Annotated in this window: 14 protein-coding genes; 9 read left to right on the top strand and 5 right to left on the bottom strand. The window is 67.4% G+C overall.

The window, feature by feature from the left end; translation table 11 throughout:
• Window positions 1-92 precede the first annotated feature (92 nt).
• The 5 genes from RNZ50_10210 to miaA form a co-directional block, all read right to left on the bottom strand.
• A complete protein-coding gene (locus RNZ50_10210) occupies window positions 93-1,253 on the bottom strand; it encodes an ABC transporter permease (GenBank protein ID MDT8855376.1) in 1,161 nt (386 codons plus the stop codon).
• 12 nt (window positions 1,254-1,265) lie between these two features.
• A complete protein-coding gene (locus RNZ50_10215; protein ID MDT8855377.1) occupies window positions 1,266-2,312 on the bottom strand; it encodes an ABC transporter permease in 1,047 nt (348 codons plus the stop codon).
• Between the two features lie 154 nt (window positions 2,313-2,466).
• Window positions 2,467-4,122, bottom strand: coding sequence for an ABC transporter substrate-binding protein (locus RNZ50_10220; protein ID MDT8855378.1), 1,656 nt, complete (start codon window positions 4,120-4,122; stop codon window positions 2,467-2,469).
• 228 nt (window positions 4,123-4,350) lie between these two features.
• Window positions 4,351-5,148: an AraC family transcriptional regulator gene (locus RNZ50_10225; GenBank protein ID MDT8855379.1), complete on the bottom strand. Its 798-nt coding sequence runs from the start codon at window positions 5,146-5,148 to the stop codon at window positions 4,351-4,353.
• 137 nt (window positions 5,149-5,285) lie between these two features.
• On the bottom strand, window positions 5,286-6,161 hold the full coding sequence (gene miaA, locus RNZ50_10230; GenBank protein MDT8855380.1) for a tRNA (adenosine(37)-N6)-dimethylallyltransferase MiaA: 876 nt from the start codon (window positions 6,159-6,161) through the stop codon (window positions 5,286-5,288).
• A gap of 214 nt (window positions 6,162-6,375) precedes the next feature.
• Here miaA and pyrH point away from each other — a divergent pair, with 214 nt between their 5' ends.
• The 9 genes from pyrH to RNZ50_10275 all read left to right on the top strand — a co-directional run bounded on the left by pyrH (window position 6,376) and on the right by RNZ50_10275 (window position 15,236).
• A complete protein-coding gene (pyrH, locus tag RNZ50_10235; GenBank protein MDT8855381.1) occupies window positions 6,376-7,158 on the top strand; it encodes a UMP kinase in 783 nt (260 codons plus the stop codon).
• A gap of 105 nt (window positions 7,159-7,263) precedes the next feature.
• Window positions 7,264-7,830 (top strand): ribosome recycling factor, encoded by a 567-nt coding sequence (gene frr / locus RNZ50_10240; GenBank protein ID MDT8855382.1) that lies wholly within the window; start codon window positions 7,264-7,266, stop codon window positions 7,828-7,830.
• Between the two features lie 31 nt (window positions 7,831-7,861).
• A complete protein-coding gene (gene uppS / locus RNZ50_10245; protein ID MDT8855383.1) occupies window positions 7,862-8,605 on the top strand; it encodes a polyprenyl diphosphate synthase in 744 nt (247 codons plus the stop codon).
• Complete coding sequence (locus tag RNZ50_10250; protein ID MDT8855384.1) at window positions 8,602-9,396, top strand: phosphatidate cytidylyltransferase; 795 nt, start codon at window positions 8,602-8,604, stop codon at window positions 9,394-9,396. Before uppS ends, RNZ50_10250 begins: the two co-directional genes overlap by 4 nt.
• 3 nt (window positions 9,397-9,399) lie before the next feature.
• Window positions 9,400-10,584: a 1-deoxy-D-xylulose-5-phosphate reductoisomerase gene (gene dxr, locus RNZ50_10255; GenBank protein MDT8855385.1), complete on the top strand. Its 1,185-nt coding sequence runs from the start codon at window positions 9,400-9,402 to the stop codon at window positions 10,582-10,584.
• 5 nt (window positions 10,585-10,589) lie between these two features.
• Window positions 10,590-11,927 carry an RIP metalloprotease RseP gene (gene rseP / locus RNZ50_10260; GenBank protein ID MDT8855386.1) on the top strand — a complete coding sequence of 446 codons (1,338 nt, stop codon included), beginning with the start codon at window positions 10,590-10,592 and terminating at the stop codon, window positions 11,925-11,927.
• A 65-nt stretch (window positions 11,928-11,992) separates the two neighbouring features.
• Window positions 11,993-12,142 carry a hypothetical protein gene (locus RNZ50_10265; GenBank protein MDT8855387.1) on the top strand — a complete coding sequence of 50 codons (150 nt, stop codon included), beginning with the start codon at window positions 11,993-11,995 and terminating at the stop codon, window positions 12,140-12,142.
• A gap of 218 nt (window positions 12,143-12,360) precedes the next feature.
• Window positions 12,361-14,649 carry an outer membrane protein assembly factor BamA gene (bamA, locus tag RNZ50_10270; protein ID MDT8855388.1) on the top strand — a complete coding sequence of 763 codons (2,289 nt, stop codon included), beginning with the start codon at window positions 12,361-12,363 and terminating at the stop codon, window positions 14,647-14,649.
• Window positions 14,649-15,236, top strand: coding sequence for an OmpH family outer membrane protein (locus tag RNZ50_10275; GenBank protein MDT8855389.1), 588 nt, complete (start codon window positions 14,649-14,651; stop codon window positions 15,234-15,236). Before bamA ends, RNZ50_10275 begins: the two co-directional genes overlap by 1 nt.
• Window positions 15,237-15,259: the final 23 nt, after the last annotated feature.

A 15,259-nucleotide genomic window follows, 5' to 3' on the forward strand; every position in this document is an offset into this window, starting at 1 on the left:
GCTGACGGCGGGAGCGGGGGTTTCACACCCCCGCGCCCCCGTGGGATATTTGTGCCAATGTGAAAGCGCAAAGGGGGGCGGGGGCGGGGGCATCAGTCTTTCAGGCTTTCTTCGCGCAGACCGTCGGCCAGCAGGTTGAGGCCGAGCACCAGGCTCATCAGCGCCAGCGCCGGGACGAGGGCGGGGAAGGGGAAGGATGACAGGAGCCTGCGGCCTGCGTTGATGGTGGAGCCCCAGTCGGGGCTTTCGGGGGCCACGCCAAGGCCGAAGAAGCCCAGCGTGCCGAGCAGGATGGTCGTGTAGCCGATGCGCAGGCAGAAATCGACGATCAGCGGGCCGCGGGCGTTGGGGAGGATCTCCCACAGCATGATGTACCAGGGGCCTTCGCCGCGGGTCTGGCCGGCCGCGACGTAGTCGCGCGACTTGATGTCGAGCGTGATGCCGCGCACGATGCGGAACACGGTGGGCGCGTTGACGAACACCACCGAGACGAAGACGTTCAGCAGGTTCGGGTCCATCGACCATACGCCCAGAGGGTCGGCGTTGAAGGCAAGGCCCGAATAGGCCCAGAGGCCGAGCACCAGCGTGATGCCGACGTAGAGGTTGCGCTGTTTCGGGTTGGTGAAGTAGCGGCTGTTGAAAAGCACGGTCAGGAAGATCACCGGGAACAGGAACAGCACGGCGGCCAGCATGGTCGGGATGCCGGTGACGCGGATTTCCGGCGTGACCAGCAGGTAGAACAGCAGGATCACCGGGAAGGACAGCACGAGGTTGGCGAGGAAGGACAGCACCGCGTCGAGCTTGCCGCCGAAATAGCCTGCGGGCAGGCCGAGGGTGATGCCCATCATGAAGGCGAAGAGCGTGGCGGCCGGGGCGATGGCGAGGACGCGCCGCGCCCCCATCACCATGCGCGAGAACACGTCGCGCGCTAGGTTGTCGCCGCCCAGCAGATAATGCGGATAGGCCTCGCCCGGATTGGCCAGTGCCGCGCCGGGCCAGGCGTTCTTGAGCCCCGAGACCTGGCGCAGCGGGTCGTGGGTGATGATCTGGTCGGCAAAGATCGCGGTGAACACCCAGAACAGCACCAGCCCGAAGCCGACCATGCCCACCGGGCTGTCATAAAGCTTGCCGTAAAGCCCCAGACGCCGCTTGAAGGTGACCGACAGTGCCAGCGTCACGATCATCCCCGCCCAGACCGGCAGGAACTGCGTCAGGATCGCGACGAGGATCTGGCCCCAGCCCAGTGGTTCCACGGGTTGTCCTTCCTACGAGATGCGGATGCGGGGGTTCAGCCAGGCGTAGCCGATGTCGGACAGGAGCTGCGTCACCAGCACCACCACCACCGCCACGACCGAGCATCCGAGCAGGAGCTCGATGTCGTTGTTGCCCGCCGCCTGCACCAGCGCCCAGCCGAAGCCCTTGTAATTGAACAGCGTCTCCACGATCACGACGCCGTTCAGCAGCCAGGGAAACTGCAGCATGATCACGGTGAAGGGGGCGATCAACGCGTTGCGCAGGGCGTGGCGCATCACCACGGCGCCGAAGCCCACACCCTTCAGCCGCGCGGTGCGGATGTATTGTGCCGTCATCACCTCGGCCATCGAGGCGCGGGTCATGCGGGCGATGTAGCCGATGCCGTAAAGGGCGATGGTCATCACCGGCAGGAAGAAGTTGGCGAAGGTTATGCCGTCCATCGCGGAGGTCGCCGTGCCCTTGAACCAGCCGAGCCCGGTCACCGAAGAGGCGAAGATGGTGATGAACACCACGCCCGACACATATTCCGGCGTCGCGGTGGTGGCGATGGCCCCGGTGGACAGCCAGCGGTCGGTGCGAGAGCCCTCGCGCATCCCCGACAGCACGCCGATCAGCAGCGCCGAGGGCACCATCACCAGCATCACGCAAAGCATCAGCCAGCCGGTCAGCCCCAGCCTGACGGCGACGATCTTCGACACCGGTTCCTTGAAGACGCTCGATTGGCCCCAGTTGCCTTGCAGAACGCCGCAGAAGCGCGGGGCAAGGCTGGCGTCGGTGCCGCGCGGGATGCAGCGGCCGCGCACGGTGCCGTCGGGTTCCTCAAACGTCCAGCCGGGGGCGACCCCCAGCCAGGCACCGTAGCGCAGGAGCAGGGGGCGGGCGTGGCCGTTCTTTTCCAGCCAGCTTGTCACCTCGGCGTCCTGCATCCGGGCGTTGCCTTCGGACTTGGCGAGCTTTTCGAGGTTGGGCGGCAGGTTGGTCAGGTAGAACACGATGAAGGTCAGGCACAGCGCCGTTGCCACCAGCAACAGGAATCGTCGCAACAGGAATCGGAGCATGGCTTTTCCCTTTCCTGCCCCGGGCCGGGCTGGTCGGTGGCGGGCAGGGCCGCCGGGCTGGTGCTGTCACATCCGCTGCGGCAGGGCAGGGGGCCGTGCCGTGGAAATGGCCGGGGGCAGGGTGCGCCGCGCCCCCGGGCCGGTTTCGGAAAGATCAGGCCTCGATCCACCACTTGTAGTGGTGATGCTCGAACGTGGCGTGCATGTCGGCGCCTTTCACCGTCGGCTTGTGGTGCCGGAAGATCGAACGCCAGTAGGGCTGGATCAGCACGCCGTCGTCCTGCATGATCTTTTCGATCTTCGCCATCACCACGCGCCGTGCGTCGGCATCCGCGATCGACATCGCCTCTGCCAGGGCCGCGTCGAACTCGGGGTTGGAATAGCCCGCCTCGTTCCAGGCCACGCCCGACTTGTAGGCCAGCGCCAGGGTCTGCACGCCAAGCGGGCGCATGTTCCATTCGGTGGCAGAGAACGGGTATTTCAGCCAGTCGTTCCAGAAGGTCGAACCCGGCAGGATGGTGCGCTTGATGTTGATGCCCGCGTCGCGGATCTGGGCGGCCACCGCGTCGCAGCTGCCCGCCTGCCAGGCGTCGTCGATCGAGATCAGCTCGAACTCGGTGTCGGCATGGCCCGCCTCGGCGATCATCGCCTTGGCGGCGGCCGGGTCGACCACCAGCGGCGGAAGCTCGGCATATTCGGGGTGGATCGGGCAGACGTGGTGGTTTTCGGCCACGGTGCCAAGGCCCGCATAGCCCAGCTCAAGCACCACGGCATTGTCGACCGCCATGCTCAGCGCGCGACGCACCCGAACGTCCTTGTAAAGATCGGAGGATTGCTGGTTGAAGCGCACCGTCAGCGTGGCCGAGGTCACGGCTTCCGATTTCTCCCAGCCGAGCCCGTCGAAGATGCTGACGAAATCGCCCGAGGTCTGGTAGGTCATGTCGATCTCGTCGGATTCCGCCGCCGCGACCAGCGCGGCCGGGTCGGTGCCGAGGTCGATGTATTCGATCCGGTCAAGGTAGGGGCCGCCATAGACCGGGGTGCCCCACCATTCCATCGCGGTGTTCCTGACCAGAACCTGCTTGACGCCGACCTCGTTGGTCTCGGGCAGGTAGGGGCCGGTGCCGATCGGGTTGACCGCCGGGTCACCGCCGTCATAGCTTTGATGCACCACCGCCGCCGGATAGTCGGCAAAGCCCGCGATGATGGTGATGTCGGGCGCGTTCAGCACCAGCTTGACAGTACTGGCATCGGCCACGGTGATGGCGCCGACCCTTGCCTGCTTGGTCGCCTCGTCCATCAGGCTCGACACGCGGGCGGCCATCGAATTGCCTTCGGCGGTGCCGTCGCACCAGCGGGTGATGTTGAAGGCCACGTCCTCGGCGGTGAAATCGTCGCCGTTCGACCATTTCACGCCCTGCCGGACGCTCAGCGTGTATTCCGTGGCGTTGTCATTGGCGGTCCAGCTTTCCAGCAACATGCCGCGGAACGACCCGTCAGAATTGTATTCGACCAGATATTCCAGCCAGCCGCGCGTGAAGTTGGCGATCTGCGACCAGTCGGCGAGCCGCGGATCCTTCAGCCCCTTGGTCTCCATGTCGAGCCTCAGCGTGCCGCCCGCAACGCCGGTCTGCGCCATGGCCCGCGGTGCCGCAAGCCCCAGCAACCCGTAGGCCGCCACGGCCGAAACACCCAGCGCCGAGGCGCGGGTCAGAAATTCGCGGCGGCTCATCGTGCCCGCCCGCACTTCCGCCGAATAGCGCCGCGCCGCAGGATGCAGCGTCTCGGCGCCCGGGGTGAAATGGATCATGTCAGTCTCCCTGTCAGGTCGTTTTTTTTGAATGGCGGGCACGGCCGTTCCATGGGTCGGTGCGGCCTTGCGGCCCGGTCCCGACGGTCGGCGAGACCTCGCATATCGCATTGCGCACGGAAAAGGCCGTGGCGTCAACGCCGGCTTTCGCCGCCTTGCGACGGGTTTGCGACATTTTCCCGCCGGGAAAGCGGAAAGCACGGCCATGCCGCAGCGCGGCACCGAGCCTCAGGCCGTGCGGCGAAACGCCGAAGGCGAACTGCCGGTCAGGTGCTGGAAGGCGCGGGTAAAATAGGCGGGCGAGGTGAAGCCCAGACTTTCGCCGATCCGTCCCACCGACATGTCGGTTTCGCTCAGCAGCTTGCGGGCCTCGAAGATCCGGCGGTCCTGCAACAGGTCCGAGGCCGGGCGCGCGCAGGTCTGCCGGCAACACCGCGTGAGATGCGTCGGCGTGACCCCCAGCGCCGCCGCAAACTCCGCCACCCCCATGCCCGAGCGGAATTCCTGTTCCAGCAGCGCCACATAGCGCGCCACCAGACGGCGGGTCGCATCGGGGGCGGGGGTGTCGGGCGCGGCGCGGCTGGCCTGCCGCTCCACCCAGACGCTCAGCAACCCGAGGTAGTGCCGGGTCGCGCGGTCATGCGCCGGGCTGGTGCTGTCCATCTCGCGCGAAATATTGTCGAGGATCAGGTTCAGTTCCTGTTGGATGCCGACCTCGCGGATGCGCAGGTGCAGCGGCGCGTCGGGCAGCGTCACGTCGCTGTCGCGGCCGAAGAACACCGCGGTGCCGAACACCTGCGGCCCGACCTCGAAGCCATGCATCACGCCGGCCGGCACCAGGATGGCGTTGTTGGCGGTGTAGCCGCGCGTGACGCCCGCGATGGTGATGCGGCCCTGACCCTTGGTGAACCACAGCAGCATCGGTTCCGAAATCGCCCGCATGGCCTCGACACGCCAGCGCCCGCCCGCCGCAAGGCGCGGAATGGCCACGAGCCGCAATTTTGAAGGGACAGAAAGGTCAGCCATGGGAAGGGGTTCCGTCTCTGAGCCGGGGTCGCTCCTGCCAGATAACCAGCCATTGCGGCAAGACCCAAGCGAAAAGTGGGCACAAGCTGCGGTTGTCGCGCCCGGTCGGCGGCAGTTTGCAGAGCGGCGGTCGCGCCTCAGGGCCGGTCGATCCGCCGCCAAGGCCCCATCCGGCTGCGAAACCAGGTGCGCTGGCGCTTGGCATATTGCCGCGACGCGATCTTTGCCGCCGCAACCGCCGCCTCCAGCGTAATTTCGCCGCGCAGATGCGCGCCAAGCTCCGCCGCCCCGATCGCCCGCGCCGAAGGCCGCGCCGCCGCCAGATGCGGCAGTTCCGCCGCCACCTCCTCCAGCGCGCCCGCCGCCAGCATCGCATCGAATCGCGCGTCGATTCGCGCCCCCAGCCAGTCGCGCCCCGGCACGATCACGAAGGCCGCCGCCGATGCGAGCGGCAACAGCGGTGGCGCGGTGCCGGCCTGCCAGTCCGCCAGCCCCCGCCCGGTGGCGCGCCACACCTCCCAGGCGCGCTGCACCCGGGCGGGGTTGGCCAGGTCGGTGCGCGCCCGGGTCGCGGCGTCGAGATCGGCGATCATCCCCGCCAGATTGCCCGCCCGGCGCAGGTCCGCCTCGGCGCGCACCTCGGGCGGAATCGCCGGTATCTCGGCCAGCCCTTCGGTCAGAGCGCTGAAATAGAGCCCCGTCCCGCCGACGATGATCGGCCGCTCCCCGCCCGCCAGCACCTCTGCCACTTCCCGCAGCCAGTGCCCGACCGAATAGGCAGCGTCACGCCCGACATGGCCATAAAGCCGGTGCGGCACCGCCGCCTCCTCGGCCGCCGTCGGCCGCGCCGTCAGCACCCGCCAGCAGTCATAGACCTGCAAGGCATCGGCATTCACGATCACCCCGCCGCCCTGCGCCGCGATCTCCAGCGCCAGACCCGACTTGCCGCTGGCGGTCGGCCCGGCGATCAGCACCGGCTGCTCGGCGGAAAGGCTGGCGGCAATTCCGAGCAGGACACTCCTCCTTCATGTTTCTCATTGGCCCAAATACCCCGGGGGTCCGGGGGCTGGCCCCCGGTTCCGCCGCCTTCTGTCGCGGGCCACCGCGTCCGTCTTGCACCTTCCCCGTTGAACCCGCCCGCGTTTTCCGACATTTTGCGCCGCAGTCCAAGGGCCAAACCGGCCGGGGCCACCACGAATACGCCCGCCACCCAAGAGGGATACCCCGATGAGCACCGCCGAGACCGCAACCGCAGCCGTGACCTACTCCCGCGTCATGCTGAAAATCTCCGGCGAGGCGCTGATGGGCGACCTCGGCTACGGCCTGCACCCGCCCACCGTGCAGCGCATCGCGCGCGAGGTGAAGTCCGTGCACGATCTCGGCGTCGAGATCTGCATGGTGATCGGCGGCGGCAACATCTTCCGCGGCCTGCAAGGCTCGGCCCAGGGGATGGAACGCACCACCGCCGACTACATGGGAATGCTTGCCACCGTGATGAACGCGCTGGCCATGCAGGCGGCGCTGGAATCGCTCGGCGTCTTCACCCGGGTGATCAGCGCGATCCCGATGGATCAGGTCTGCGAGCCCTACATCCGCCGCCGCGCGGTGCGCCACCTTGAAAAGCAGCGGGTGTGCATCTTTGCCGCAGGCACCGGCAACCCCTATTTCACCACCGATACCGCAGCCACCCTGCGCGCCAACGAGATGGCCTGCCAGGCGATCTTCAAGGGCACCAAGGTCGATGGCGTCTATGACAAGGATCCCAAGAAATACCCCGATGCCCGGCGCTATGACCTCGTGAGCTATGACGAAGTCCTGCAAAAGCACCTTGGCGTGATGGATGCGAGCGCCATTGCCCTTGCGCGCGACAATGACCTGCCGATCATCGTGTTCTCGCTGGATGAGCCCGGGGGCTTCCGCGGCATCCTGCGCGGCGAGGGCACCTACACACGGGTTCAGGGCGAGGTGCCCCGCCGCGCGGGCGACGGGCGCAGCGACCACGCGGGGTGAACCCTATACGAATCCGGCAGCTTGCTGCTATAGCACCGCAAACCCCGGCCGCGCCCCCGGACAAGGACCGGCGCGGCCGGGCACGGACCAGGAAGGATTGACCGCATGTCGCAAGACGATCTCGACATAGACCTCGACGACCTCGAACGCCGGATGGATGGCGCGCTGGCGGCGCTGCGCGTCGAGTTCGGCTCGCTGCGCACCGGGCGCGCCTCGGCCAGCATCCTCGAACCGATCCATGTCGATGCCTACGGCCAGATGACGCCGATCAACCAGCTTGGCACCGTCAACGTGCCCGAACCCCGCATGGTGGTGATCAACGTCTGGGACAAGGCGATGGTCAGCAAGGTCGAACGCGCGATCCGCGATTCCGGCATCGGCATCAACCCGGTGGTCGACGGCCCGCTGATCCGCCTGCCGATCCCCGAACTGAACGAGGAACGCCGCCGCCAGCTGACCAAGGTCGCCGCCGACTATGCCGAGCGCGCCAAGGTCGCCATCCGCAACGTGCGCCGCGACGGGATGGACCAGATCAAGAAGGCCAAGACGGCCGGCATGGCCGAGGACGACCAGAAGATGTGGTCCGAAGAGGTGCAGGCCCTGACCGACAAGGCCATTGCCGCCGTCGACCGCTCGCTGGAAGGCAAGCAGGCCGAAATCATGCAGGTCTGAGACCTGCGCATCAAAGCAGAAGGGGCTGCAATTGGCCGCCACCGACCCGCGCGACCCGATCCAGCCCCCGCGCATGGCTGACCATGTGGCGATCATCATGGACGGCAATGGCCGCTGGGCCACAAATCGCGGCTGGCCGCGGCTGGTCGGTCATCGCAAGGGCGCCGAGCGCGTCAAGCAGATCGTGCGCTGCGCCCCCGACCTCGGCATCCGCTGGCTGACGATCTACGCCTTTTCGACCGAGAACTGGAAACGCTCGACCGAAGAGGTGCTGGGCCTGATGAGCATCTTCGCGCGCTACATCGAACGCGAGGCCGACCGGCTGGCGGCCGAGGGCGTGCGGATGCGCTTCATCGGTGACCGCAGCCGCCTCGACCCCAAGCTGCAACGCCTGATGGAGGGGATCGAGACGCGCACCGCCCCGCTCAGCCACCTGAACCTGACGGTCGCGATCAATTACGGCGGGCGTGACGAGATCACCCGCGCCGTGCGCCGGATGTGCGACGACGTGGCTGCGGGAACGCTTGCCCCGGCCGATGTCTGCGATGCGGCGATCAGCGCCCGGATGGATACCGCCGATCTGCCCGACCCCGATCTGGTGATCCGCACCAGCGGCGAGACGCGGACCTCGAACTTCCTGCCCTGGCAGTCGGCCTATGCCGAATACGAGTTTACGCCGACGCTGTGGCCCGACTTCACCCCGGCGGAACTGGCCTCCATCCTGCAGCGGTTCGGCAACCGCGAACGCCGCTTCGGCGGGGTGCAGACCGCATGACGCCAGGTGTTTCCGAAAGGTGGAGCGACCTGCGCAAGCGCGGCATCTCGGCCGCGCTGATGGTGGTGGTCGGCGCGGTGGAGATCTGGCTTGGCGGCCCGGCGTTCGCCGCGCTGGTGATCCTGGTCTCGGCGCTGATGGTCTGGGAACTGTCGGTGATGACCGCGCGCGCCCCCGGCTGGCCTGCGGTGGCACTGGCGATGCTGGCGGGGCTGTGCCTGCTGGCCGTGCTGGCCTTTCCGTCGCCGCTGCTGCTGCCGCTGCTGGCGCTGCCCGGGCTGGCGGGGGCGCTGACGCCGCGCCGCGATCCGGCGCTTTATTTTGCCTATGCCGGTCTGGTGATGCTGGCGGGCTACGGGCTGGTCACGCTGCGGGCCGACATCGGCATGGCGCCGATCCTGTGGATCGTGCTTGTGGTGGTGGTGTCGGACGTGGCGGGTTACTTCGTCGGGCGCCGTTTCGGCGGACCGAAGTTCTGGCCGCGCGTCAGCCCGAAGAAAACCTGGTCGGGCACCGTGGCGGGCTGGGTTGGCGCGATGGCCGTCGGTGTGGGCTTCGCGCTGGCGGGGCAGGGCGGCTGGGCGCTGGTCTGGCTGTCGCCGCTGGTGGCCTTTGCGGGCCAGATGGGCGACATCGCGGAAAGCTGGATCAAGCGGCGGTCCGGGGTCAAGGACAGCTCGGGCCTGATCCCCGGGCATGGCGGCGTGATGGACCGGTTCGATGCGCTGATCGGCGCAGTGGTGGTTGTGCTGGGTCTGTCGTACCTGTTGCAGCCATTCTCGGGAGTCTAGCCAATGCGCAGCGTTTCGGTGTTCGGGGCCACGGGGTCGATCGGTGAATCGACCTTCGATCTGTTGATGCGGCAGGGGGGCCGCGCGGCCTTCCGCACCGTGGCGCTGACCGGCGGGCGCAACGTGGCGCGGCTGGCGGAAATGGCGCGCGCACTGGGGGCGGAACTGGCGGTCACCGCCTATCCCGACTGCCTGCCCGCGCTGCGCGAGGCGCTGGAAGGTTCGGGCACCGAGGTTGCCGCCGGACCGCAGGCGATCGCCGAGGCCGCCGACCGCCCGGCTGACTGGGTGATGTCGGCCATCGTCGGCGCGGCGGGGCTGGAGCCGGGGTTCCGCGCGCTGGCGCATGGCCGCACGCTGGCGCTGGCCAACAAGGAAAGCCTGGTGACCGCGGGACCGCTGCTTCTGGCGGCGGCGGCGGCGGCAGGCGCGCGCATCCTGCCGGTGGACAGCGAGCATTCGGCGGTGTTTCAGGCGCTGGTGGGCGAGGACATCGCGGCGGTGGAACGCATCATCCTGACCGCCTCGGGTGGGGCGCTGCGCGACTGGCCGCTGGAGCGGCTGGCGCTGGCCACGGTGGCCGAGGCGCTGGCGCATCCCAACTGGTCGATGGGCGCGCGCATCACCATCGACAGCGCCTCGATGTTCAACAAGGCGATGGAGGTGATCGAGGCGCGCGAGTTCTTCGGCGTGACCCCCGATCAGGTCGAGGTCATCATCCATCCGGAATCGCTGATCCATTCGATGGTCGGCTTTCGCGACGGCGCGATCATGGCGCATGTCGGAACACCCGACATGCGGCACGCCATCGGCTATGCGCTGAACTGGCCCGAACGCGCGGCGCTGCCGGTGGCGCGGCTGGATCTGGCGCTGGCCGGGCAGATGACCTTCCGCGCCCCCGACACGGAACGCTACCCGGCGCTGCGCCTCGCGCGCGAGGTGATGGAGACCGGCGGCATGGCCGGGGCGGCCTTCAACGCCGCCAAGGAAATCGCGCTTGATCACTTCATCGCGGGCGGACTGGGCTTTGCCGAGATGGCGGGCATCGTCGAGGACACGCTTGCCCGGCTTTCGGGCCGCAATTGCCTTGGAAATGCACCGCAGGGCCTTGAGGATGTGCTGGCAATGGACCATCTCGCACGGCAAGAGGCGACAGACGCGGTGCGCGCGCGGCAATCAGGAAGGTAGAGTTCTTGGATATCATCGGAATGATCCCCTCGTTCGGCGGTTTCGCCTGGACGATCATCGCCTTCGTGGTGGCGCTTTCGATCATCGTGGCGGTGCATGAATACGGCCACTACATCGTCGGCCGCTGGTCGGGGATCCATGCCGAGGTGTTCAGCCTGGGCTTCGGCCCGGTGCTGTGGTCGCGCATGGACGGGCGGGGCACGCGCTGGCAGGTGGCGGCGCTGCCGTTCGGCGGCTTCGTCAAGTTCCTTGGCGATTCCGATGCGGCCTCGGGCAAGGATGGCGGCATGATCTCGCGCCTCTCGACGCAGGAGCGCCGCCGCACCATGCATGGCGCGCCGCTCTGGGCGCGGGCGGCCACGGTGGCGGCGGGGCCGATGTTCAACTTCGTGTTCTCGGTGCTGGTGTTCGGCGGGTTCTTCTTCTTCAACGGCGTGGCGACCGACCTGCCGGTGGTGGGCAGCATGAAGGCGACCCCCTACGAGGGCCGCTCGCTGGAACCCGGCGACCGCATCCTGTCGGTCGGCGGGGCCGAGACGCCGGACCTTGCGACCTTCCTCGACGTGACATCGACCCTGCCTCCCGCCCCGGTGATCGACTACCGGGTGGAGCGCGCCGGGGCAGAGATCACCTTGCCCGGCCCCTTCCCATTCCCGGCGATTGCCGACGGGGTGCAGCCGCAGTCGGCGGCGATGGATGCGGGGATGCAGGCGGGCGACATCGTGCTGTCGGTCGACGGCTGGGCAATCAATTCCTTCGCCGAACTGCGCGAGATCGTTGGCGTGTCGGATGGCAAGACGCTGCTGCTGACCATCTGGCGGGCGGGCGAGACGGTCGAGGTGGCGCTGGTGCCGCGCCGGATGGACATTCCGGCCACGGCGGGCGGCTTCGAGACGCGGTGGCTGATCGGGCTTTCGGGCGGGCTGGTTTTCGTGCCCGAAACCCGCACGCCGGGCGTGTTCGAAACCATCGGGCTTGGCGCGCGGCAAAGCTGGATCATCGCGACCACCAGCCTGTCGGGGCTGTGGCACATGGCCAGCGGCGCAATCTCGTCGTGCAACCTGCAGGGGCCGATCGGCATTGCCGAAACCTCGGGGGCGATGGCAAGCCAGGGGGTGGAAAGCTTCATCTGGTTCCTTGCCATGCTGTCCACCGCCGTCGGGCTGATGAACCTCTTTCCGGTGCCGGTGCTCGATGGCGGGCATCTGGTGTTCCACGCCTGGGAAGCTGCAACCGGCAAGCCGCCCAGCGACCGCGTGCTGCGCGTGCTGATGACGGGCGGGCTGGCGATCCTGCTGACGCTGATGGTCTTTGCGCTGGGCAACGACCTGTTCTGCCCGTGATGCCAAAATGATGCCACATTGCCCTGCTACGGCGGGGGCAATGAGGCAATCCGACAGGTGCGACGATGCAGACGGTCATGAACGGATATCGCGGGCTTTCGCTGCTGGTGGGCCTCAACTGGGACTGGCTGTTCAGCCTCGGCACCATCCTTGTCGGGCTGCTGGCCGGGGCGTTTCTGGGCTATGCGCTGCTGCCGCACCCCGCCCCGCAATAGCGACCCCGCCCGCCGCGCCCTGCGGCGCGCCTGCCGGGTTGCCGTGCGGCCACAAGGGCTTGTGGATATCTTTGACACACCCAACCAGATGAATGCCCGCGCCTTTTGACAAGCCGTGGCAATCCGGCTAGTCAGGATGCCAGACAAGTATTTGACGGGGCGGACAGATGCATCAGGCGACAGGCGCGGCTTTCGCACGCGGCACACGGGTCCGGGGGATGCTCCGTTCCACTGCACTGACACTTTTCCTTGCGGCATCGGCGGTTAGCGGCCCGATGCTGCTGGAGGCGCAAGCCCAGACCTACAGCTTTTCCAACGTCACGCTGCAAGGAAACGACCGCGTCGACGCGGCCACCATCCTGTCTTACGCCGGAATCAAGCAGGGCGAGGCGGTCACCGCCGGCGGCCTGAACGACGCCTATCAGCGCATCCTGAACTCGGGCCTGTTCGAGACGGTCGAACTCAGCCCGCGCGGCGGCACGCTGGTGATCACCGTCAAGGAATATCCGACGATCAACGTGATCAACTTCGAGGGCAACGCCAAGCTGAAGGACGATGCGCTGGCCGAGATCATCACCTCGCAGTCGCGTCGGGTGTTCTCGCCCGCCCTGGCTGAGGCCGATGCCGCCGCCATCGTCGAAGCCTACCGCCAGTCGGGGCGCATCGCGGCCACGGTCGATCCGCGCATCATCCGCCGGTCGGACAACCGCGTCGATCTGGTGTTCGAGATCGCCGAGGGCAAGGTGGCCGAGATCGAGCGGCTGGGCTTCGTCGGCAACCGCGCCTATTCCGACCGTCGTCTGCGCCAGGTGCTGGAAACCAAGCAGGCGGGCCTCCTGCGCCAGTTCATCCAGGCCGACACGCTGTTTGCCGAGCGGCTTGAACTCGACAAGCAGCTGCTGCGCGATTTCTACCTGTCGCGCGGTTACGTCGATTTCCAGGTGATGGACGCCAGCGCCGAAGTGACCCGCGAACGCGACGCCTCTTTCGTGACCTTCACCGTGCGCGAGGGCCAGCAGTTCAAGTTCGGCCGGATTTCCGCCGTCAGCGAGATCGAGGGCGTCGATATCGCCGAATTCCGCGAGCTTCTTCGCGTGCGGCCGGGCGTGGTCTATTCGCCGGCCGTCGTGGAAAACAACGTGGCGCGGATGGAAGCCCTGGCGCTGCGCAAGGGCCTGAACTTCGTGCGGATCGACCCGCGCGTGACCCGCAACGACAAGACGCAGTCGCTGGATATCGAGTTCGCCCTGACCCGCGGCCAGAAGGTGTTCGTCGAACGCATCGACATCGAGGGCAACACCACGACGCTCGACCAGGTGGTGCGCCGCCAGTTCCGCACCGTCGAAGGCGACCCCTTCAACCCGCGCGAAGTGCGCCAGGCAGCCGAACGCATCCGGGCACTGGGCTTCTTTGCCGATGCCTCGGTGGAATCGGAACAGGGCAGTGCGGGCGACCAGGTGGTGGTGAAGGTCGGGCTGGAGGAAAAGCCGACCGGGTCGCTGACCTTCGGTGTCAGCTACGGCGTCAGTTCCGGGGTCGGCTTCAACGTCGGGCTGACGGAAACCAACTTCCTCGGGCGCGGCCAGACCGTCGGGGTCAATCTTTCCCTGGGGAAGGACAACAAGAACTCGTCCTTCAACTTCATCGAACCGGCTTTCCTTGGCCGCGACCTGAAGTTCAGGATCGGCGCGGGTTACTTCGAGTCCGACAACGAGAACGCGCGCTACGACACGCGGCGGATCTCGTTCAACACCGGCATCGAATTCCCGGTCAGCGAGAACGGGCGGCTGGAGCTGCGCTACACGCTGACGGAAAAGTCGCTGTTGAACGTAGAGGACGATGCTTCAGACATTCTGGAGGCGGAAGAAACGCGCGGCGCTCTGCTGACCTCGGCCCTCGGTTACACCTATTCCTACGACACGCGCCTGACCGGCCTGAACCCGAACGGCGGCTTCCTGCTGCGCTTCAGCCAGGATTACGGCGGGGTGGGGGGCGACGTGCAATCCATCACCTCCACGGCGCTGGCTCTGGCCGAAACCAAGGTGCTGAACGAGGAAGTCACGGTCCGCGCCGTGGTGGAAGGCGGCATGATCAACACGCTGAACGGCGACAGCAGTGTGACCGACCGTTTCTTCGGCAACGGCAAGATTCGCGGCTTCGAGCCGAACGGTCTTGGTCCGCGCGACATTTTCCCGACTGGCGATGATGCGCTGGGTGGCAACTACTTTGCGGCTGCCCGGCTCGAGGCCGACTTCCCGCTGGGATTGCCCGAGGAATACGGCATCACCGGCGGGGTGTTCTTCGACATCGGGTCGGTCTGGGGGCTGGACAATACGGCGGGGAGTGGTGTCGTCGACGACGAGATGTATCTGCGCTCGTCTGTCGGGTTCTCGGTCTACTGGACGACCGGCCTCGGCCCGCTGAAGTTCAACTTCGCCAAGCCGATCCTCAAGGAAGACTACGACGAGGAGCAACTGTTCGACCTGACGATCTCCACGCAGTTCTGATGCGCCGGGTGCTGCCCGCGCTGGGTCTGTTGCTGCTCTGGCCGGTGGCCGGGGCGGCGCAGCAGCTGGGGGTCGAGGTGCCGGTGCGCAGCCCGGTGCTGACCCTGACGCAGGAGCGCCTTTACACGGAATCGCTGTATGGCAAGGCGGTGCAGGCGCTTTCCGAACAGGCGAGCCGCGCCCTTCAGGCCGAGAACCGCAAGATCGAGGCCAGTCTGGAGGCGGAAGAGCGCGACTTGACCTTCCGCCGCGCGACGTTGCCCCCCGCCGAGTTCCGCGCCCTGGCCGAGGCATTCGACACCAGGGTCGAGGGCATCCGCGCCGCGCAGGAGGCCAAGGCGCGCAGCCTGACCCAAAGCCGCGATGCGGACCGCCAGCGGTTCTTTGAAACGGCGGTGCCGATCCTTGCCGATCTGATGCAGGATTACGGCGCTGTGGCGATCCTCGACAAGGGGGCGGTCGTGCTGTCCTTCGACCGGGTCGATGTCACCGAAGCGGCCATCGCCCGGATCGACGCGGTGCTGGGCGACGGCAGTTCCCCCCCCGGCGCCACGGCCCCTGCGACACCCGACCCTGCCGTCCCCTGACCCGCGCGGCTTGTCGGCGGCAG

The organism is Paracoccaceae bacterium Fryx2 (genome assembly GCA_032334235.1).
Lineage (GTDB): Bacteria > Pseudomonadota > Alphaproteobacteria > Rhodobacterales > Rhodobacteraceae > JAVSGI01.

What these genes read in the sequence shown, in the direction of transcription:
- RNZ50_10250 (MDT8855384.1), top strand. Translation starts at nt 8,602, where the DNA reads ATGACGCCAGGTGTTTCCGAAAGGTGGAGCGACCTGCGCAAGCGCGGC.
- RNZ50_10215 (MDT8855377.1), bottom strand. Translation starts at nt 2,312, where the DNA reads ATGCTCCGATTCCTGTTGCGACGATTCCTGTTGCTGGTGGCAACGGCG.
- RNZ50_10275 (MDT8855389.1), top strand. Translation starts at nt 14,649, where the DNA reads ATGCGCCGGGTGCTGCCCGCGCTGGGTCTGTTGCTGCTCTGGCCGGTG.
- RNZ50_10225 (MDT8855379.1), bottom strand. Translation starts at nt 5,148, where the DNA reads ATGGCTGACCTTTCTGTCCCTTCAAAATTGCGGCTCGTGGCCATTCCG.
- frr (MDT8855382.1), top strand. Translation starts at nt 7,264, where the DNA reads ATGTCGCAAGACGATCTCGACATAGACCTCGACGACCTCGAACGCCGG.
- bamA (MDT8855388.1), top strand. Translation starts at nt 12,361, where the DNA reads ATGCTCCGTTCCACTGCACTGACACTTTTCCTTGCGGCATCGGCGGTT.
- RNZ50_10265 (MDT8855387.1), top strand. Translation starts at nt 11,993, where the DNA reads ATGCAGACGGTCATGAACGGATATCGCGGGCTTTCGCTGCTGGTGGGC.
- RNZ50_10220 (MDT8855378.1), bottom strand. Translation starts at nt 4,122, where the DNA reads ATGATCCATTTCACCCCGGGCGCCGAGACGCTGCATCCTGCGGCGCGG.
- dxr (MDT8855385.1), top strand. Translation starts at nt 9,400, where the DNA reads ATGCGCAGCGTTTCGGTGTTCGGGGCCACGGGGTCGATCGGTGAATCG.
- pyrH (MDT8855381.1), top strand. Translation starts at nt 6,376, where the DNA reads ATGAGCACCGCCGAGACCGCAACCGCAGCCGTGACCTACTCCCGCGTC.